Source organism: Undibacterium sp. Xuan67W (assembly GCF_049340165.1).
Classification (GTDB): Bacteria; Pseudomonadota; Gammaproteobacteria; order Burkholderiales; family Burkholderiaceae_D; genus Undibacterium.
Genome location: NZ_JBMPPN010000004.1, coordinates 75,075 through 93,245, shown reverse-complemented (window position 1 = coordinate 93,245; position 18,171 = coordinate 75,075). Strand labels below are relative to the sequence as shown.

15 protein-coding genes are annotated in these 18,171 nt (G+C 52.0%); 5 read left to right on the top strand and 10 right to left on the bottom strand.

The annotated features are described in order from the left end of the window. Positions 1 to 103 precede the first annotated feature (103 nt). The 4 genes from katG to ACO0LE_RS04840 all read right to left on the bottom strand — a co-directional run bounded on the left by katG (position 104) and on the right by ACO0LE_RS04840 (position 7,556). A complete protein-coding gene (katG, locus tag ACO0LE_RS04855; RefSeq protein WP_422959295.1) occupies positions 104 to 2,314 on the bottom strand; it encodes a catalase/peroxidase HPI in 2,211 nt (736 codons plus the stop codon). Positions 2,315 to 2,551: 237 nt separating this feature from the next. Continuing rightward, a complete protein-coding gene (locus tag ACO0LE_RS04850) occupies positions 2,552 to 4,780 on the bottom strand; it encodes a bifunctional diguanylate cyclase/phosphodiesterase (protein ID WP_422959294.1) in 2,229 nt (742 codons plus the stop codon). Positions 4,781 to 4,897: 117 nt separating this feature from the next. Then, positions 4,898 to 6,187 (bottom strand): Hsp70 family protein, encoded by a 1,290-nt coding sequence (locus ACO0LE_RS04845; RefSeq protein ID WP_422959293.1) that lies wholly within the window; start codon positions 6,185 to 6,187, stop codon positions 4,898 to 4,900. 58 nt (positions 6,188 to 6,245) lie between these two features. Further along, the gene (locus ACO0LE_RS04840; RefSeq protein WP_422959292.1) at positions 6,246 to 7,556 is read right to left on the bottom strand and encodes a hemolysin family protein; all 1,311 of its coding nucleotides are present in this window, start codon (positions 7,554 to 7,556) and stop codon (positions 6,246 to 6,248) included. 76 nt (positions 7,557 to 7,632) lie between these two features. On the opposite strand from ACO0LE_RS04840, the gene ACO0LE_RS04835 reads away from it, so the two are divergent. Beyond that, the gene (locus ACO0LE_RS04835; RefSeq protein ID WP_422959291.1) at positions 7,633 to 8,892 is read left to right on the top strand and encodes a TCR/Tet family MFS transporter; all 1,260 of its coding nucleotides are present in this window, start codon (positions 7,633 to 7,635) and stop codon (positions 8,890 to 8,892) included. A gap of 100 nt (positions 8,893 to 8,992) precedes the next feature. Here the strand turns inward: ACO0LE_RS04835 and ACO0LE_RS04830 are convergent, their stop codons facing one another. Together ACO0LE_RS04830 and ACO0LE_RS04825 are read right to left on the bottom strand one after the other, a co-directional pair. Further along, positions 8,993 to 10,303 (bottom strand): dicarboxylate/amino acid:cation symporter, encoded by a 1,311-nt coding sequence (locus tag ACO0LE_RS04830; protein ID WP_422959290.1) that lies wholly within the window; start codon positions 10,301 to 10,303, stop codon positions 8,993 to 8,995. A gap of 213 nt (positions 10,304 to 10,516) precedes the next feature. Further along, the gene (locus ACO0LE_RS04825) at positions 10,517 to 12,004 is read right to left on the bottom strand and encodes a PLP-dependent aminotransferase family protein (RefSeq protein ID WP_422959289.1); all 1,488 of its coding nucleotides are present in this window, start codon (positions 12,002 to 12,004) and stop codon (positions 10,517 to 10,519) included. A gap of 221 nt (positions 12,005 to 12,225) precedes the next feature. Here ACO0LE_RS04825 and ACO0LE_RS04820 point away from each other — a divergent pair, with 221 nt between their 5' ends. Together ACO0LE_RS04820 and ACO0LE_RS04815 are read left to right on the top strand one after the other, a co-directional pair. Further along, positions 12,226 to 12,552 carry a hypothetical protein gene (locus tag ACO0LE_RS04820; protein WP_422959288.1) on the top strand — a complete coding sequence of 109 codons (327 nt, stop codon included), beginning with the start codon at positions 12,226 to 12,228 and terminating at the stop codon, positions 12,550 to 12,552. Between the two features lie 106 nt (positions 12,553 to 12,658). Then, positions 12,659 to 12,988, top strand: a complete 330-nt coding sequence (locus ACO0LE_RS04815; RefSeq protein ID WP_422959287.1) for an antibiotic biosynthesis monooxygenase family protein — start codon at positions 12,659 to 12,661, stop codon at positions 12,986 to 12,988. Between the two features lie 55 nt (positions 12,989 to 13,043). Here ACO0LE_RS04815 and ACO0LE_RS04810 read toward each other — a convergent pair whose 3' ends face one another. The 4 genes from ACO0LE_RS04810 to ACO0LE_RS04795 all read right to left on the bottom strand — a co-directional run bounded on the left by ACO0LE_RS04810 (position 13,044) and on the right by ACO0LE_RS04795 (position 16,289). Further along, positions 13,044 to 13,895 carry a hypothetical protein gene (locus tag ACO0LE_RS04810; RefSeq protein WP_422959286.1) on the bottom strand — a complete coding sequence of 284 codons (852 nt, stop codon included), beginning with the start codon at positions 13,893 to 13,895 and terminating at the stop codon, positions 13,044 to 13,046. 178 nt (positions 13,896 to 14,073) lie between these two features. Further along, positions 14,074 to 14,634, bottom strand: a complete 561-nt coding sequence (locus ACO0LE_RS04805; protein WP_422959497.1) for a chromate transporter — start codon at positions 14,632 to 14,634, stop codon at positions 14,074 to 14,076. Positions 14,635 to 14,709: 75 nt separating this feature from the next. Then, positions 14,710 to 15,285 (bottom strand): chromate transporter, encoded by a 576-nt coding sequence (locus ACO0LE_RS04800; RefSeq protein WP_422959285.1) that lies wholly within the window; start codon positions 15,283 to 15,285, stop codon positions 14,710 to 14,712. A gap of 506 nt (positions 15,286 to 15,791) precedes the next feature. Continuing rightward, positions 15,792 to 16,289: a phage regulatory CII family protein gene (locus ACO0LE_RS04795; RefSeq protein WP_422959284.1), complete on the bottom strand. Its 498-nt coding sequence runs from the start codon at positions 16,287 to 16,289 to the stop codon at positions 15,792 to 15,794. Positions 16,290 to 16,423: 134 nt separating this feature from the next. On the opposite strand from ACO0LE_RS04795, the gene ACO0LE_RS04790 reads away from it, so the two are divergent. Both ACO0LE_RS04790 and ACO0LE_RS04785 read left to right on the top strand, forming a co-directional pair. Continuing rightward, on the top strand, positions 16,424 to 17,344 hold the full coding sequence (locus tag ACO0LE_RS04790) for a hypothetical protein (protein ID WP_422959283.1): 921 nt from the start codon (positions 16,424 to 16,426) through the stop codon (positions 17,342 to 17,344). 8 nt (positions 17,345 to 17,352) lie between these two features. Further along, a complete protein-coding gene (locus ACO0LE_RS04785) occupies positions 17,353 to 18,165 on the top strand; it encodes a DUF2491 family protein (RefSeq protein WP_422959282.1) in 813 nt (270 codons plus the stop codon). Positions 18,166 to 18,171: the final 6 nt, after the last annotated feature.

The following is an 18,171-nucleotide window of genomic DNA, read 5'->3' as shown; positions in this document are numbered from 1 at the left end:
TGGCCGGAAGAACTTTGCCTGACCGGATGGGCGAGCTGTCCAGCTTCTCTATGGCACACCACAATATCATGCCAACGAATGCCAGAGAAAAGCTGATGCAGTTTTAAGCCAGATCGAAACGATCCAGATTCATTACCTTGGTCCAGGCGGCTGCAAAGTCATTGACGAACTTCTGCTGCGAATCGTTTGATGCATACACTTCTGCCAAAGACCTTAGCTGTGAGTTAGAACCAAAAACCAGATCTACCACGGTGCCAGTCCACTTGATGTCAGCCGTACCAGCACCTGTCCGGTCGCGTCCTTCCAGTACGCCTGCCGATGTGGCGGACTTTTGCCACTTCGTACCCATGTCGAGCAGATTCACGAAGAAGTCATTCGTCAGAGTCTCAGGTCGCTTGGTGAATACGCCGTGTTTTGCATGCCCAACATTCGCATCCAGAACGCGCAAGCCACCGATCAGCACGGTCAGCTCGGGGGCAGTCAGTCGCATCAATTGCGCTTTGTCCACCAGCAGCTCAGCCGCATGTGCTTCAAGACCTTTACGGATGTAATTACGGAAACCGTCTGCAATAGGTTCCAGCACCGCGAACGCCTCGACATCGGTCTGATCCTGTGAAGCGTCCATACGACCTGGGGTGAACGATACTTTTACATCATACCCCGCCTTTTTAGCCGCAGCTTCTACCGCAGCAGATCCGCCCAGCACGATAAGATCGGCGAGAGAGATTTTCTTGCCGCCAGATTGTGCTGCATTGAAGTCGTTTTGGATTACTTCGAGTTTCGCCAGTACCGTTGCCAGTTCTGCCGGTTGGTTGGCCTCCCAATCCTTTTGCGGTGCCAGGCGAATACGTGCACCGTTCGCACCGCCACGTTTATCGCTGCCGCGGAAAGTAGAGGCTGATGCCCAGGCGGTATTCACCAATTGGGAGATCGACAGACCTGAGCCTAGTAGCTTCGCTTTCAGCGCGCTTACATCCTGTTCATCGACCAGTTTATGATCCACTGCCGGAACCGGATCTTGCCAGATCAGTTCTTCTTTTGGTACCAGCGGGCCGAGATAACGGGTAATCGGTCCCATGTCGCGATGTGTCAGTTTGAACCAGGCACGGGCAAATGCATCCGCGAATTCGGCCGGGTTTTGCATGAAACGGCGTGAGATTTTTTCGTAAGCCGGATCCATGCGCATCGCCATATCCGCCGTGGACATCATCGGTGCATGACGGATGGCCGGATCATGGGCATCGGGCACGGTGCCAGCACCAGTGTCACCTTTGGGCTTCCATTGATGTGCGCCGGCAGGGCTCTTGGTCAACTCCCATTCATAGCCGAACAGCGTTTCAAAATAGCCGTTGTCCCACTTGATCGGATTTGGTGTCCAGGCACCTTCTAGGCCGCTGGTGATGGTGTGTACACCTTTGCCACTGCCAAAACTGTTTTTCCAGCCCAGGCCTTGTTCTTCAATGTCCGCACCTTCTGGTTCTGCGCCGACATATTTACCCGGGTCAGCCGCGCCGTGGGTTTTACCAAAAGTATGACCACCTGCGGTGAGCGCGACAGTTTCTTCGTCGTTCATCGCCATGCCGGCGAAGGTATCACGGATGTCGCGGGCTGAACCGAGCGGGTCTGGGTTGCCGTTCGGACCTTCAGGGTTCACGTAAATCAACCCCATCTGCACGGCGGCAAGTGGGTTTTCCAGATCGCGGTCGCCGGTATAGCGCTGGTCGCCCAGCCATTTACCTTCAGGTCCCCAGTAGATATCTTCTTCCGGTTCCCAGATATCCGGGCGGCCACCGGCAAAACCAAAAGTCTTGAAGCCCATCGATTCCAGTGCCACATTACCCGTCAGGACGAACAGATCTGCCCATGACAGATTGCGACCGTATTTTTGCTTAATCGGCCAGAGTAAGCGACGCGCCTTGTCCAGATTGCCGTTGTCAGGCCAGCTGTTCAACGGTGCGAAGCGCTGTGAGCCGGAGCCTGCGCCACCGCGGCCATCGGCGATACGGTAAGTACCCGCGGCATGCCACGCCATGCGGATGAAGAAAGGACCATAGTGACCGTAGTCGGCTGGCCACCAGTCCTGTGAATCTGTCATCAGCGCGGTCAGGTCTTTAACAACGGCGTGCAGATCAAGGTTTTTAAAGGCTTCAGTGTAATTAAACTCTTCGCCCATAGGATCGGATTTGGCGGAGTGCTGGTGCAGGATATTAAGTTTGAGTTGATTCGGCCACCAATCCGCATTGGCTGGCGCACCTCTGGCAACGGTATTTTTAGCGGCACCACCTGAGAACGGGCATTTTGCTTCGTTTGACATGCGTATCTCCTTAAATTGATTAAAAATTTATTACCAAACTGATTCTAGGGGGCGATTGACGATAGATCAATTCAATTTAAATTATGAAGTCAATTGGTATTTGCTATGACTCTTGTGATTCAAGAAAGTTATTGTCAAACCGGAGCCATCTTAGGCGTTGATGTCATGCAGCATAGTCTTATTTGTTTCATCTGATGCAGATAAAGCGAAACAGGCTTGCTGACGTGAGTGCCGGGCTTACCGCCAGTTGCTGAGCCAGTCTGTTAACTGATCCTCGACCATTGGTCGTGCAATGAAAAATCCCTGCCCCTCATGGCAACCCATGGTGCGCAAGACATCCCAGTGGTGTTCGGTTTCTATGCCCTCGGCGATGACATGCAGGTTCAGTTTTTTTCCTAATTGCGTGATGAGCTCGGCGATTCTTGGTCCTTCCGGCGTATCGATCTGATTGACAAACGCTCGGTCGATTTTGAGGCGATCGACTGGTAACTTATCGAGATAACTCAGCGAAGAAAAACCGGTGCCAAAATCATCAATTGCAATTTGTATGCCGATTTTTTTGAGTTTGGTGAGTGACTCTTCAAACACATTGACGCCCGCCATCGTGACGGATTCGGTGATTTCCAGTTCCAGGCTGTGAGGACTAAGGCCGCTGTCACGTAAGGCGCTTTCTACGACGGAAATAAAATCCGGCTGACGAAACTGAATCACCGAGACATTTACACCAATTTTGTCCGGCGCAGCACCGGCGCGTTGCAGGCGTACCATAGTAAAACAGGCCGTCCGCAATACCCAGGCACCCAGGCTGATGATCAGGCCGGAATGCTCTGCCAGCGGGATAAAGTCGCCAGGCGGAATCATGTGTCCTTCATCGGTGCGCCAGCGTATCAGCGCTTCCAGCCCCGTTATTTTGCGGGTGTGCAGATCGACTTGTGGCTGATACATCAGGAATAAACGCTCGGCATCAAAGGCTTTGTGTAAGTGCTGCATCAGGCGCGCGCGCTCCCGGATTTCTACCCCCATTTCACGGGTGAAAATAGTGTAGCTACCGCGTTGATGGCCCTTGGTACGCTTGAGCGCAATACTTGCGTCTTTTAAGACGTCAGCGCCGTCACTCTCATAACCTTGCAGAGCGACCATGCCGATCGACATGGATACCGCATGCGCGGTGTCTTCGATGATGAAGGGTTCGGCAAATACCTGTTTCAGCTTATCCGGATGCAATACGCTTTCCAGCCCCAGCAGACCAAATACATCGCCGGAGATCCGCGCCAGAAAGTTTGTATCACCGAGATCCGTGCGCAGGCGATCGGCAACGGCTTTCAATAACAGGTCACCATAATGATGACCGAGTACATCATTGATTTCAGCAAAATCGTCAATATCAATCAGCGCGACCAGGGCGCGATTCGATTGCGCCTGATGCAGTGCCAAGTCAATCTGTTCGATGAATTTTAGCCGGTTCGGCAGCATCAGCAACTGATCGCGATAGGCATGTACTTTGAGCTGGCTGACCAGGCTCAGATTATCCAGGCAGACCCCGAGATTCGAGCAAAACACTTCTAGCAATTGCTGATCGATTTCGGACAGTGCATAAGGTAAATCGATATACGCTGCCAGGGGGCGATTACCCTGACCGGAAAAAAACAAGGTCATATCGTGTTCACCAAACAGAGGTACACGATGTGTCAGCACATATTGCAGGGATTCCCGGATTTTTTTATCGCCAATCGCATCGATAGAGCAATTCATCAAGCCGCTGTAGTGACCCGCCGAAGCGATCACACTAAAGCGCGGATTATTGCCTGTGTGATCAAGTTCATCGGCTTGCGCACATAACAGCCCCTCGGGCGGCACACCGCACAGAGCGGCGATCTGCGTAATCACCCCTGCTGCGAATGCCTGTATCCCGTGTTCTACCGTGAATGAGGCACTGGACGTAATAATCTGATGCAGTCCACGGCGGCTTGCATCGATGGTGCGTATCTGTTCATACGAACGGATCGCAGCGGTCAGTGCCGTGAGTAACTTTTTGCGCGTCAGCTCGCTTTTGGTTTTGTAGTCGTTGATATCGTAATCGCGGATGGCCTCTTCTTCGGGCGCATAGCCGGGCTGACCAGTGCGTAAGATGATGCGGGTATCGCGCCATTTCAATTCATCCCGGATGAAGCTGACAAGCTCCAGACCGGCATGTTCGGTTTCCATCACGACGTCGAGCAGCACGACGGCGATATCACTATGCTGGGCGAAGACTTCGCGGGTTTGTTTTTTGGAATAGGTATGGATAAATTCCAGCGGGCGATTCAGAATTTTGGTATCGAGCAGAGCGAACTTAGTGGTGTGATGCACATCCTCATCATCGTCAACGATGGCGATTTTCCAGGTACGCAAATTCGGTGGGGGAACCTCTTGATAATCTTCCAGAATGAACAGCTCATCATCCGGATCACCTGGAATCGTTGCCATGTTTCCCCCGTTGAAAGGATTAGGAAATGATGCTTGAAAAAATTATTTAAATAACATGCAAATAGTATTTCCTAGTATATCCGATAAGCCGTGAGTAGCCATCACAAAAGTCGGTTCTCAGGCATAGCGGCGATATGCATCCAGACCGAGTCCCGCGCCAATACTGCCAAACAAGTCTCCTTCGACTTTTTTTGCATCCGGTACGATTGCGCTGATGCGATCACGCAGACCACGTACGCCACTCGATCCCCCAGTAAAAAACACGGTATCGACTTCATCAGGACTGACATCCGCCAGAGACAGTACCTGACTGACGGTGCTGCCGATTTGCGCGGTCAGATGTTGGATCGATTGTTGAAAACCTGCCTGATCAAGGCTCAGGATGCAAGGCTCTGTGGGTCGCACTTTGCCACGCAGGCGCTCCAGTACCAGCTCTATCGTGGCATTGCTGGACAATTGTATTTTGGCTTCTTCGGCCTGGATTGCCAGCCAGTGACCGTCACGTTGCTCGATCAGATGCAATAAGCGTTCAAACCGTAGCCGGGTTTCTGCTTCGCCGATATCGCGGTAAACATCTTGCAATTCGCGCCAGACTTTTTGGGTATAAGTCAGGTTGATCGTGTGCCAGGTGGCAAGGTTGAAGTAATAACTCGACGGAATATCACTACTGCTCGCGAGTCGACCGCCCAACCCCAGCAACGGCATGATGTGAGCCAGGCTCAGGTATTTATCAAAATCTGTACCGCCGATATGTACACCGCCATTCCCTAGAATATCGTCATAACGGTCAATGCGGTGCGCCCGTTCCGGTGCTAGTCTGACCAGAGAAAAGTCTGACGTACCACCGCCGATATCGGCGATTAAGACTAGTTCTTCTTTACTGATACGTGATTCATAGTCAAATGCGGCGGCGATAGGTTCGTACTGAAACTGGATTTCTTTGAAACCCGCAGCGAGGGCAATTTCTTCCAGCGTGTCTTGGGCGAGCTGATCGGCGACCTGATTATCATCAATGAAGTGTACAGGACGACCCATCACGGCGCGCTCAAAGTGCTGGCCTGCCGAGCGCTCAGCCCGGTGTTTTAATTCAGTGATGAATTGACTTAACAACTGCCGAAACGGCAGCGAACGACCCAGCACCTCGGTCTGACCTTCCATCAGGCTAGTGCCGAGCAAGCTCTTCATCGAGCGCATCAGGCGTCCTTCGTAACCAGCCAGATAAGTCGTTAATGCCGCACGCCCATAGCTGACTTCGTCTTCATCGGCGTTAAAAAATACGACAGATGGCAAAGTGAGTTTTTCATCTTCGAGTGCCAGCAAGCTTGGGGTGTGCTCAGGCTGACCTGGCTTATGCCAGGCCACGGTTGAATTTGAGGTACCGAAATCTACTCCACAAGCATGCGACATGAAACTTCCTGATGAAAAACGCGGGGAGCGATTATAGTGTATTTAAACCCAGAGGGAATTATTCTGATGCCTTGCCTGCATCATCGATTCTGACTACCAGCAACTGATCGATGCGATAGTGATCAATATCCACCACTTCAAACTTGTAATGGCCAAGCATGACGCAATCCGTGCGTTTGGGGATCTTCTTGAGCATGGTCATCATGAAGCCAGCAATAGTCTCATAGCTACCCTGTTCCGGTAAAGCATCGATTTCCAGCGCCCGGCAGACATCTTCAATGGTCGTCGCGCCGTCGATCAGCCAGGAGTTTGCATCCCGCTGGACGATTTGGTCCTCCATGAACGGATGAACCAGATTCCCCATCAGGGTACTGAGTACGTCATTCAGGGTAATGACGCCGACAACCAGAGCATACTCGTTTAGGATGACGGCGAAATCCTCCCGGGTACCTTTAAACTGCTCCAGCATATCGGACAGCGTTAGAGAGTCCGGCACCACCAGCGCGGTACGCAAAGACAGTTCCTGGACTTTAGAGAAAGCCTGATTGGTCAGAACCCGCTTTAAGATATCTTTGGATTCGACATAGCCGACCACATTATCGATTTGTCCGTCGCACACCAGAAACTTAGTATGCGGATGTTCGGCGATTTTTTGACGGATGACGATGTCGCTGTCTTGCAAACTAAAATACACAATGCTGTCGCGCTGCGTCATTGCTGACGGAACCGTGCGGCTCTCCAGCTCAAATACATTACCGATCATATGATGCTCGCGCTCCTGCAGTATCCCGGCTTCGGCCCCGGCATCGAACATCGCATAAATCTCATCAGACGTAATTTGTTCGTCTCGCGTGGTCGATACATTAAACAATTTGAAAATTAGGTTCGATAAACCGTTAAATATCCAGACCAGCGGCTTGAACAGGCGCACGCACCACAACATCGGTCCGACGACGGTCATTGCGACGGTTTCTGGCGCGGTCATCGCGAGTTTTTTCGGCATCAGATCGGCGAACAGGATGAATAGCGAGGTCACAAACACAAACGAGGTCATAAAACTCGCCGTGTCTACCCAGCTTGCATTCCCAAACACCGAATGGAACACACTGGAAAAATACGGAGTCAATGCCTGCTCACCCAAAATACCGCCAAGAATCGCGACGCCATTCAGACCGATCTGGACAACCGTAAAAAAGTGACCGGGCTGGGTTTGAAGCTCTAAGACCCTTGCTGCGCGGGCCTCTCCTTCGGATTCAAGCACTTGCAGTTTAACTTTGCGTGCCGCCGCCAGAGAAATTTCTGACATAGAAAAAAAGGCGCTGATCGCGACCAGAAGGGCGATAATTAAGAAGTGGTCGAACAAAGCCATACATACTCCGTTACAAAATACATTGTTTGAATCATATACTATTGAGCTTCCCCCAATTGCCTGAAAGTCTGATTGCATGACTGCGAATTCCCCGCCAACAAGTGCTGCAACACCCCCGGCACCACCGGCTTTACCCACCAATATCCGTTTCGTACTGATTACCGTGTTTCTGGATATTCTCGGCATCGGACTAATAATTCCGGTATTGCCGCGACTGGTTGGGGCGTACTTGCCGCAAGCCGACATGCAGGCCTACTGGTACGGCGCAATCGTAGCGATCTATGGTGTGATGCAGTTTTTTTGCGCACCGGTGATTGGCGCCCTGAGTGATCGGTTTGGCCGGCGTCCGGTGTTGCTGGTTTGTGTGTTCGGTCTGGGAATGAATTTTCTCATGATGACCGCGGTTACCTCGATTTACTGGCTGCTGCTGGTCCGCGCGATCGGTGGTGTCACCGCAGGCAATATCTCGGTTGCCAGTGCATATATCGCCGATGTGTCCGCGCCAAGTGAGCGCAGCAAATCGCTGGGGAAAATTGGTGCGATGTTTGGACTGGGATTTATTTGCGGTCCGGTGTTGGGCGGAGTATTGGGAGAGGCGAATATCCGCTACCCGTTCTATCTGGCCGCAGCCATCTCCATGGCGAATGTGATCTATGGATATTTTTCTTTACCAGAATCCCTGTCGATGCAGAATCGCAAGATTTTTTCTCTGACATCGGCGAACCCGTTTGCCGGTCTATCGGGGCTGGGTCATCTGCGCGGTGTCGGCGCTCTGGTCTGGGTCTATGCGTTCACGATGTTTGCCCAATTTACTTTACAGACGACCTGGGTACTGTCGACCGAATTGCGCTTTGGCTGGACCCCGATGCAAAACGGATTTTCTTTATTTTGTGTTGGGATATCGAGTGTCGTGATGCAAGGGGTATTTTTAGGCCGCTACATCAAACGCGTTGGTGACGCGAATGCGATTCTGATTGGTCTGGCGTCCTCAGCAACGGCATTAACTTTGTATGGACTGGCGAATCAGGGCTGGATGATGTACGGCCTCATCTTGTGTAATGTACTGGCGTTTGCGACGGGACCGGCGTTACAGGCGATGTTCTCCCGCGCGGTGGATGCACGTTCGCAAGGTGTCGCAATGGGATCGCTGACGGCACTGGCGAGTATCATGAGTGTGGCAGCTACGCTGGCGGGGACGTCGTTGCTGGGTCAGGTGAGTCACGAGCCGAGAGGTAGTTTGTTATTGGGAGCCCCCTTTTTCATGGCCGCTGTAGTGCAGCTGCTCGCCCTGACTTTGGCTTTACGACATTTATATAAGCCAAAAAAAGCGATTTAATTCAGTACCACGAATAAATAAAGTAAACAGCAAAAGAGCAGATGAATATTCACCTGCTCTTTTCGTATCAATACAATCTTGAAGTTATTTTTTACACATTTTAGCGCCCTGTCGTCGCATGCAAGTTATGTTCGGACTGTTCAGCGATATTCTCGACTTCACCGTTCAGACGCTGATGAAGTTTCAGCTCATCGACATCATTCCCCCATTTGCCGACGACGATCGTTGCAACACCGTTACCAACCAGATTCGTCAGTGCACGTGCCTCTGACATGAAGCGGTCAATACCGAGGATCAAGGCCAGACCCGCAACCGGAATACCGCCGACGGCTGATAAGGTTGCTGCCAGTACGATAAAACCACTACCGGTAATTCCCGCAGCACCTTTTGACGTCAGCAACAAGACTGCCAGCAAGGTCACCTGTTGCATGAGGCTCATCGGCGTATCAGTAGCTTGCGCAATAAATACGGCAGCCATGGTCAGATAAATAGATGTACCGTCAAGATTAAATGAATACCCTGTTGGAATCACCAGACCGACTACGGATTTTTTTACACCAAGATTTTCCAGCTTGGCGATCATGCCTGGCAAGGCGGATTCTGAGGACGAGGTACCGAGTACGATCAGTAATTCTTCCTTGATGTATTTAACGAATTTCCAGATGCTGAAGCCATGTACTTTTGCAATCGTACCGAGTACAACAAACACAAATATCAGGCATGTCGTATAGAAAGCCGCCATCAGTTGCGCCAGCGGTAGCAGTGAGGCGATACCGAATTTACCTATCGTATAGGCCATCGCGCCGAAGGCACCGATAGGCGCGACTTTCATGATGTAGCCGACGATCACGAACAGCACATGAGAGAATTTTTCGATCACATCAAACACCAGTGTGCCGCGACCGCCAAAGCGATGCAAGGCAAAACCGAATAAGACCGCGATCAGCAGGACTTGCAAAATCTCCCCTTTGGCAAAGGCATCAACGAGTGTCGCCGGAATAATCGCCATCAGGAAGTCTGTCATTGTCTGCATCTTGCCAGGCGCCGTATAGCTGGCGATTTCTTTGGTGCTCAGGGCTGACGCATCAATATGCATACCAGCGCCAGGCTGCCAGAGGTTGACCACGATCAGACCGACGATCAGGGCAAGTGTGCTGACGACTTCAAAATACAGTAAAGCCATGCCACCGGTTTTGCCGACTTTTTTCATGTCTTCCATGCCGGCGATGCCGACGACGACTGTACAGAAAATGATCGGTGCAATCATCATCTTGATCAGCTTGATGAAGCCATCACCGATCGGCTTCATGGCAGCGCCAGATTCTGGATAATAGTGACCCAGCAGCACGCCGATGATGATGGCAGTGATGACCTGAAAATAGAGGGAACGGTACAGCGGCGGTTTTTTCATCTGGTGTCTCCAGTGTTGTTATCGGTTGCCGCTGACAGGGGTTTGTTACAAGCTTGTCGCGACAGTGTGGCCGGGAACGGATCCCTGAACTGCCGCCATTATGAAAACTTCGTGACATCATGCCTATTGTGGGTTTCCACACGTGTTACTGCGGAAACTTCGTATCAGACCACAAGTGATTGTGCAAACAGATCGAGCAGGTCGTTAGCTGGCTCAGGCGGCGATATGCAGACTCTGCTGTGCCAGCCTTGTGATGATCTGGCCTAAGCTACGTAAAGCGCTGTCGAGTTCGTCGGAGTAATGCATGCCACAGTTCAAGCGTAAAAAATGGTTAAAACGATTTGAATTGGAATACAACAGACCCGGTGATACCAGTATCCCCTGTTCCAGCGCGGCGTCGAATACCGCTTTGGACGAGAGTTTGTGCGGCATTTCTACCCACACCGAAATGCCGCCGTCTGGCACGGTGAGTCGGGTTCCCTCCGGAAAATAGGCGGCAATCCCTTCAGCTATCCGTTCTCGTTGCTGGGTCAGGATATGACGCAGGCGGCGCAGATGTCGGTCGTAGGCGCTGGAGTTGATGAATTCTGCCAGGACAATTTGCGACCACTCTTCGTTGTAGCGGGTTTGTGCATATTTCAGCATGCTGACCCGCGCATGCCAGCGTCCGGCGACCATCCAGCCTATGCGCAGGCCGGGAGCAAGAATTTTATGCAACGATGCGCAATAAATGACGTTGCCGGTTTTATCCCAGTGCTTGGCGCTGGTCAGAGCGTTATCGACGTTTGCCAGTGCGCTGTAGGAATCATCTTCGATCAGCGGGATATGTTGCGCTTCGCAGAGTTCAACCAGTCTCTGTTTATGGCTGTCCGGCATGATGCTGCCTAGCGGATTTTGTAAATGCGGTACCACCACCACGGCTTTGATGTTGTCGTAAGTCTGCATCGCCAGTTCCAGCGCTTCTATCGAAATACCGGTCTGCGGACTGGTCGGGATTTCCAATGCCTTCATGCCGAGGCTTTCCAGCACTTGCAACAAACCGTAGAAGGTCGGCGATTCGACCGCAATAATGTCACCGGCCTGGGCGACGGCGCGTAGCGCCAGATTCAGTGCTTCAATACAACCGAGCGTCACCACCACATCGTCGGGCGCAATGCTGACCCCCATACCGAGCGCACGTTTGGCGAGCGCGGTTTTGAGTTCTTTATTGCCACCGGGAGAGATCGCCTTGGTCAGCAATTGCGGCCGCTGACGCAGCGTACGTATTGCCAGGTTTTTGAGTTCTTCTTGCGGGTACATATCCGGTGCACCAGTCGCTCTGGCCAGATTCACTTTTATCGGCCTCTGTCCCTGTGCAATGATGGCTGACACCCGCTCGTGTATCCCGACAAACTGTGCCGGATCGATCGGCGCATTGACAACAGGCTCCGCCACAGGCACCAGACTCACGCGGCGAGGTTGACGGACAAAATAACCAGAGCGCGGACGAGCCTCCAGCCAGCCTTCGGTTTCCAACTGGCGACACATTTGCAACGCGGTCGACAGGCTGACATCGTGTAATTGCATGAGCTTGCGCACCGACGGCATACGTTCACCGGTAGCCAGCGTACCGGCCTTGATGGCTGACAGATAATGTGCTGCCAGACGCCGGTACAGAGGCAACTCCTGTGCCTGTGTCTGAAATGTGTGGTGTTTGTTCATGCAGTGATCATGCGCCCGGTGATACGGACTGAACAGATACAGTTGATCTAAATGCATACAATAACAGATGTAAAAATCTCTGTTTGCACCGATGCAGTTAGCACTTTCTTGTGCCTGTTATGTTCACACGGCTTTCCCTATTCTGATCATCATCTGTCTCCGTCACGCTGACAGACTCATTTACATGATTATTCACATGATTTCCAGAACAGGAGTACCTCATGCACATCACTACCTTGCAGTCCGCACAGTCCTATCAGACCTACTTATTCCAAGGGTCACAACTCCATCTGAACGTCGGTAGCATCGTCATCAAAGAAGCACCTCTCAGTGTGGATGCTTGTGCTTATGTTCCGCAGATTGTTCTGGCCGAGGGGGCAACTTATGTAATACAGCGTAGCGGCTGGCTGCAAATCTGTGCGCAAAAACGCTGTGAAGTTTTGATTGAATTACCTGAGCCAGGCATGACGGTGTTGCTACTGGAGCGGGTGAAACAGATCGCACTCAAGGCTATTGCGAACGTCACGCGTCGTCTTCGTCTGGTGTAGTTGCCTGACTGAACTCGAGTAATTAAGCAATGATGCTGCATAAGTTTGGTTGCATGATCTTGTGTGTGATCACCACGCAATTCACCGTCTATCCGTAAGGAAAACGATGTACTCCGCATCATTTGTCTACGATGTAAAAGGTCTGGACGATGAATATCATCGTCTGGACCAACTGATTGAAGAAGTCGCCCATGCCTTACCGGGTTTTCTCGGTGCTGTAGTCTGGCACTCGTCGGATGGCAAGAGGAATAATGCGATTTATTACTGGAAAGATCTGGGTGCGCTTAAAGCATTTTCAGAGCATCCCCGGCATATGGAGGCCAAGCGCCAGTACGCCCGCTGGTATGCGGGCTTCCACATAGTAATTTCTGAAGTGATACGGTCTTACGGCGACGCTACGTTTGGTCATATCACGCCGGATCAGCGGCAGGAGTAACTGTCGAATTATTTGTATGGCGCAACCGGGATACTTTTGCTCCGGCCATACTACCTCAGCGCTCGTTCGGATTACCGAAAAACTCTTTCATCATGAAGTTCTCTAGCTCTGCTGTGTCTTGTGGACGGGCGGACAGGTTGATGACGCGACCAAGGCGGCGTGAATCCCAGCTGAAGTCGCCCTGATATTCTTCGCGGATCAGTAGAATCATGCGACGGATGATCGCGAGTTCGATATTGCCGCCCAGACCGGCATCGACTTCGATAACTTTTTTGAAGCTGTTCTGACGGCTTGGTTTCCAGCCCCGGAAAGAGAAAGTTGCCATGCGTGTGCTCTTGCTCAGGATCTGGAATACTCCGCTGGTACCCTCGCGGTTATTCGCTTGCTGCATACTGCGGCGGACATTGGCTTCGGCAACTTCTTGCGGACTCATGCCGCGTGGTCCCTGGCGTGCAGCTTCATTCTCTTGGGTCGCAGCTTCTTCTGCGGCGCGGCGACGTTCGCGGGCGGCGGTCAGCATGCTCATCATGTCCGGCTGTTGAATGGCATCCGGCGGCGGCGTAGGTGTCGGCGGTGCGTCGGCTACGGCTTCTTGCGGCGGCTGTGGTTTGGTGATCGGTTTTGGTTTAACTGCCGGACGTGGCTTGGGCTGTTCTTTTTGCTTTTCGATGTTTGCCATTTTGGTCATCGTATCTTTATCCAGCATCAGTACGATAGCGCTTTCAGGCTGTTCCTTGTCGCCTTCTTTTTTTAGCGGCTTGTGGGTCAGGATGAAGTAGAGCAGCAGTGCATGGATCAGCAACGCAAGCAAAACCGCCAGACCATTGGCTGGGCGGAAGCGGATATGCAGATGGATTTCGCCCGGTTCAGCTAATTCCTGTTGATTGCTCTCGACGTAAAACTTCATGTAGTGATAATGCCAGACCTAAGATAAAGCTTATTCAGAAGGGCCAAGGATAACCGATTGCTGCCTAAACACATGTAACAAAATTTATCGACATAAGACCGACAAAATAAGAAGCCAGTCGATAACTAAATCAGGGATACCGATGTTCATACGCCTTAACTACAATCAGTCAGTCCTTTCACACTAGTCCAAACCAGCCAAGAATCGCACCCAGGGCAAGCAGCCATAGCAGATGCAAACGGGTGCGCCAGACCACTAGGCAACAGACCGCTGTCAGCAGCCACAATGGCCAATCCTTAGACGGGATATTGTGCGCGGCTGCCATGATCCAGCCAGTTGCCAGTAAGAGTCCGACCACAATCGGTGCCATACCTAATTTAAATGCCCGAACACCGCGTAAATCACGGTTTTTGTGACCCCAGTTTGCCGCCATGTAGGTCAGCGTTGTGCTCGGTATCATGATGCCGCTCATGGTCACGAGCATGCCGAGCAACGCGTTCCAGCTATTGCCGGTGTTCATCCCGACATTCCAGCCTATCAAGGCGATGAACAATACGTTGGGGCCGGGTGCGGCCTGAGCCAGTGCAATGGAGGAATTGAATTGCGCATCGGTCAGCCAATGCTGTTGCGTGACCAGATACCGGTGCATGTCGGGTAAGGTAGAAATCGCTCCTCCTACCGACAGCATCGATAGCATCATGTAATGCAGCAGGAGATTGAACCAGTCACCTGCTTGCATACTGAAATGCAAGGCGGGAGCGGTTGCGCTGTTTGCCAGACCGCTTACTAGACCGGTGATTGCAGGACTACTCATTTATTTCCCCAGGCGTTGATATGCCAGTGTGCAGGCAATGCTGCCCAGACCCAGCAGAACGTAGGCCAGCGGCAGATGCAGCAAGGCGACCCCGACGAAGCACAGCGCACATAACAGCACGCAAATCGTCAGTCCGATGGGATTGGATTTGAGCGCCGGAAACAGACGCAGGCCGGACGCGAGAATCAACCCGGCGGTAACAGCGCCCATGCCGCGCAGTGCGCCGGCAACACCCGGATGATCGGCAAACTGCGCATATACCAACGCTAGCAATAAGATGATCAGTAAAGGAATGGTGAGCATACCTGCTAGCGCCGCCATGGCACCGGCCAGACCAAAATACCGGTTACCAATCATCATCGACAGATTCACCACATTTGGTCCCGGCATGATCTGCGCGACGGCCCAGTCTTCGAGGAACTCTTCGCGGCTCAGCCAGCGTTTTCGTTCGACCAATTCCATCTGCACGATCGCCTGCACTCCGCCAAAGCCTTGCAGCGCGAGTAAGGTGAAAGAAATAAATAAATCGCGGACAGAAGCTGGTTGCGGGCGGGGTACGACGGGATCTGGATTCATAAACTAAGCGTTGACGCTGAAGATAAGACTTAAACCGAAATTTTCCATTTTTTCATTAGGCGCGCCCCAATAAGATTTGAGTGCTAACTGCGCATTGGTGCTTTTGTTGAGGTTCTTGCTTGCTTATAACTAGCCATGAGCGCCCCATTTACGCCAAATTCACGCCAAAACTATCTCGACAAATGCATCCATCATTTTCTCAAATTCTCATGCACGATTCCGGTTAAGAAAAGCGCAAACCACGACGGTAATGAAGGTGGCAAGGTCGGATTTTTACTATACTCCCCCTTATGACTATATAAAACAAAGCCAATCCGCAAGTTTTACCTAGGGTTTAAAAATATACTGATATGGAGTATATTTTTATGTAGGAGTAAGAAACAACGATAACCCCTCATTGTAAAGCAGCGTTGACCGGCTCGTCAGACGCGTATTTCTTTTGCAAATCGTTTGGTCCCGCATGCCAGTATGCGGACCAGGACAATGCACGCAAGATAAAAACAGCTTTACTTTTTTTGGTCTTCCCGCTTGTGGTGCGCACGGATTCTGGCACGCCACTCTCCCAGCGCCGTCAGCGCGCCCTGGAATTCGCGTTCGATCAGGTCGGCTTCTGCTAAGGTAATGACCCCATCCATCAAGGCATCGGACACAACCTCGGCGACACTGCCGACCTGGCTCATCACGCGACAGACTGTTTGTGATAAATCGTCGTCGCTGATCTGATCCGGTTCCGGCACCACAAAAGCGGCCATTCCGTGCCGCCCTAACAAGGCATGCAAGGGTAGCAGCGCATCTTTGACCCCTGCCTGACGACATAGTTCGACGATTTGCGATAACTCTTCAAACGATGGGTAATGCGATTCGATGCCCGGCGCGAGTTTATTTCGCAACACATTCACCGACACTTCCAGGCGCGCAGCCAGCGCTTCTAGCCCGCCGGGATAGGCACGCGCTACTTTATACAGAGCGTCATGCTGATTCATATCCGAGTACTTACGCGTCATGGTGATTTTCCCTTTTTATTACCGATGCGATTTGTCTTTTTGCTCACTATGCTTCGTTTTAACAAATCTTCACACAATGTTTTGAGTGACCAGATTGTACAGAGTTGCAGATAACTTAACCACGGACGCACGCAATGAACTTACTGAAAACTCAGCTCAGCAAAGCGATGATCACCAGCCTGATCCTCCTGATGCCGGTGATCTCGATCAGCCATGTCGCGTATGCCGATACGGCGAGTCGTTCGAGTGGTTCCTCACATAGTTTTAAAGGTGGATTCTCTTCGCAAAAAAGTGCGATGAGCCGCAGCAGTAATAGCGGCACGATCAGTGGCAGTAACGGCAATGTCGCTGCCGACCGCAAAGTGGGCAACAGCAGTTTCGGCAGTTTTGGCTCGTCATCTACGGCAACACCGGCAGCACCGGCCAAATCGACTTCAGCCCTGAACCGCGATATGGACAATAGCCGCTCGCAAGCGACGGCGATGAAAAACTTTGATGCACGCAATGGCCAAAATAGCGATGCGGAGCGCAACCTCAGCGTGACGGGCAAGCCTTTAGAGCCGGTACGAACCGGGTTTGGCAACACGCCACCGGCAGCGCAATCAGGTGCAGGCGCGAATGCCAACTGGACCGGTAATGCAAATGCTGGCGCGCCGACAACACCAGCCATATCAGCAGCGCCGCAGACCATCATTGTCCAGCGTGAACACAGTTCGATGGGCGGTATGTTCATGGGCTTTATGCTGGGTCAGGCCATGAGCCGTCCGCATACCACCGTGAATGTAGATAACCGTCCCCGTGACACGCTACCCATGGACAGCAACAACACCAATAGCAACAGTCAGACCGCTGATGCGACGAATAAGGGAAGCGCAGATCAAGCCACAGTTGCCAAAGCTAAACCAGAGGAATCCGAATCCTTAGGATGGGCGTTGTTACGCATCACGCTCTGGACAGCCTTGCTAGGCGGGCTCGGCTGGATGATCTACCAATGGAGGCAAGTCAGCAAGCGTCGTCAGGAAGTTCGCAGTAACTACACTTTAGGAAAGGTATAAACCGCATCATGGCCTGGAAAGACGCCTATCAATATGCCGGAAAATTATTCGGCAAACATAGCAATACCGCAGTTGCCAGTGCTGAAAGTCAGCATCAGCAGGCAGCACGTGAAGATGTGAACCTGCCTTTACGCGCCCGCATCGGCGGCGTTGTGAACTTGCAAAAAACACCGTTCATCCGTGCAGTAAGCCAGGGGTCGCTGATCAGCATGCCGGAAGAGAAAGACTCATTGATCCGGGCCATCAGCCGGGTACGTCTGGACATTGCCGGTAGCCTTTATCGCTATTACCTGCTGACCGGTGATCAGGATGATAAAGAGTGTTTTATCCAGTTGTATCAGAACGATGCAGGCGATATTTCTGAGCTCATGTACTACAGCCGCCTAACTCGTCTGATCCCCGAAAGTAGTGAAGATCAGGAAGCCTATTCGGGATCAGCGGGTTACGGCCTGGGTGACCGTAGTTACACCTTATGGCGTGAGCAGCTCACTGGCTTGGCCTGGGATGAGGCCAGTCTGGACAGCATTTTCGGTGACGCCGGTCATCTCGACTATAGCCGTGACGCCGGTGATCCGCTGAGTGATTTCGTCGCACCGTTTCAGGCTCAGGAAAGCCGGATCGACGACGCTGGCGGTCAGCATGGACTGATACAGGACCTGATCTTTATGCCGTATAGCCGTGCACTGGAAGGACAGCGCGAGAGTTTATTAATTAGTACCGAGATCGTCAGAAGTCAGGATGGTGACAGCAGTCGCCGTCAGATCCACGTCGATTTCATGATAGGGATTCCAGTAGAACTGGATCGGTTGCTGATCCAATAAGCGGCA

What these genes read in the sequence shown, in the direction of transcription:
- katG (WP_422959295.1), bottom strand. Translation starts at nt 2,314, where the DNA reads ATGTCAAACGAAGCAAAATGCCCGTTCTCAGGTGGTGCCGCTAAAAAT.
- ACO0LE_RS04850 (WP_422959294.1), bottom strand. Translation starts at nt 4,780, where the DNA reads ATGGCAACGATTCCAGGTGATCCGGATGATGAGCTGTTCATTCTGGAA.
- ACO0LE_RS04845 (WP_422959293.1), bottom strand. Translation starts at nt 6,187, where the DNA reads ATGTCGCATGCTTGTGGAGTAGATTTCGGTACCTCAAATTCAACCGTG.
- ACO0LE_RS04840 (WP_422959292.1), bottom strand. Translation starts at nt 7,556, where the DNA reads ATGGCTTTGTTCGACCACTTCTTAATTATCGCCCTTCTGGTCGCGATC.
- ACO0LE_RS04835 (WP_422959291.1), top strand. Translation starts at nt 7,633, where the DNA reads ATGACTGCGAATTCCCCGCCAACAAGTGCTGCAACACCCCCGGCACCA.
- ACO0LE_RS04830 (WP_422959290.1), bottom strand. Translation starts at nt 10,303, where the DNA reads ATGAAAAAACCGCCGCTGTACCGTTCCCTCTATTTTCAGGTCATCACT.
- ACO0LE_RS04825 (WP_422959289.1), bottom strand. Translation starts at nt 12,004, where the DNA reads ATGAACAAACACCACACATTTCAGACACAGGCACAGGAGTTGCCTCTG.
- ACO0LE_RS04820 (WP_422959288.1), top strand. Translation starts at nt 12,226, where the DNA reads ATGCACATCACTACCTTGCAGTCCGCACAGTCCTATCAGACCTACTTA.
- ACO0LE_RS04815 (WP_422959287.1), top strand. Translation starts at nt 12,659, where the DNA reads ATGTACTCCGCATCATTTGTCTACGATGTAAAAGGTCTGGACGATGAA.
- ACO0LE_RS04810 (WP_422959286.1), bottom strand. Translation starts at nt 13,895, where the DNA reads ATGAAGTTTTACGTCGAGAGCAATCAACAGGAATTAGCTGAACCGGGC.
- ACO0LE_RS04805 (WP_422959497.1), bottom strand. Translation starts at nt 14,634, where the DNA reads ATGCAAGCAGGTGACTGGTTCAATCTCCTGCTGCATTACATGATGCTA.
- ACO0LE_RS04800 (WP_422959285.1), bottom strand. Translation starts at nt 15,285, where the DNA reads ATGAATCCAGATCCCGTCGTACCCCGCCCGCAACCAGCTTCTGTCCGC.
- ACO0LE_RS04795 (WP_422959284.1), bottom strand. Translation starts at nt 16,289, where the DNA reads ATGACGCGTAAGTACTCGGATATGAATCAGCATGACGCTCTGTATAAA.
- ACO0LE_RS04790 (WP_422959283.1), top strand. Translation starts at nt 16,424, where the DNA reads ATGAACTTACTGAAAACTCAGCTCAGCAAAGCGATGATCACCAGCCTG.
- ACO0LE_RS04785 (WP_422959282.1), top strand. Translation starts at nt 17,353, where the DNA reads ATGGCCTGGAAAGACGCCTATCAATATGCCGGAAAATTATTCGGCAAA.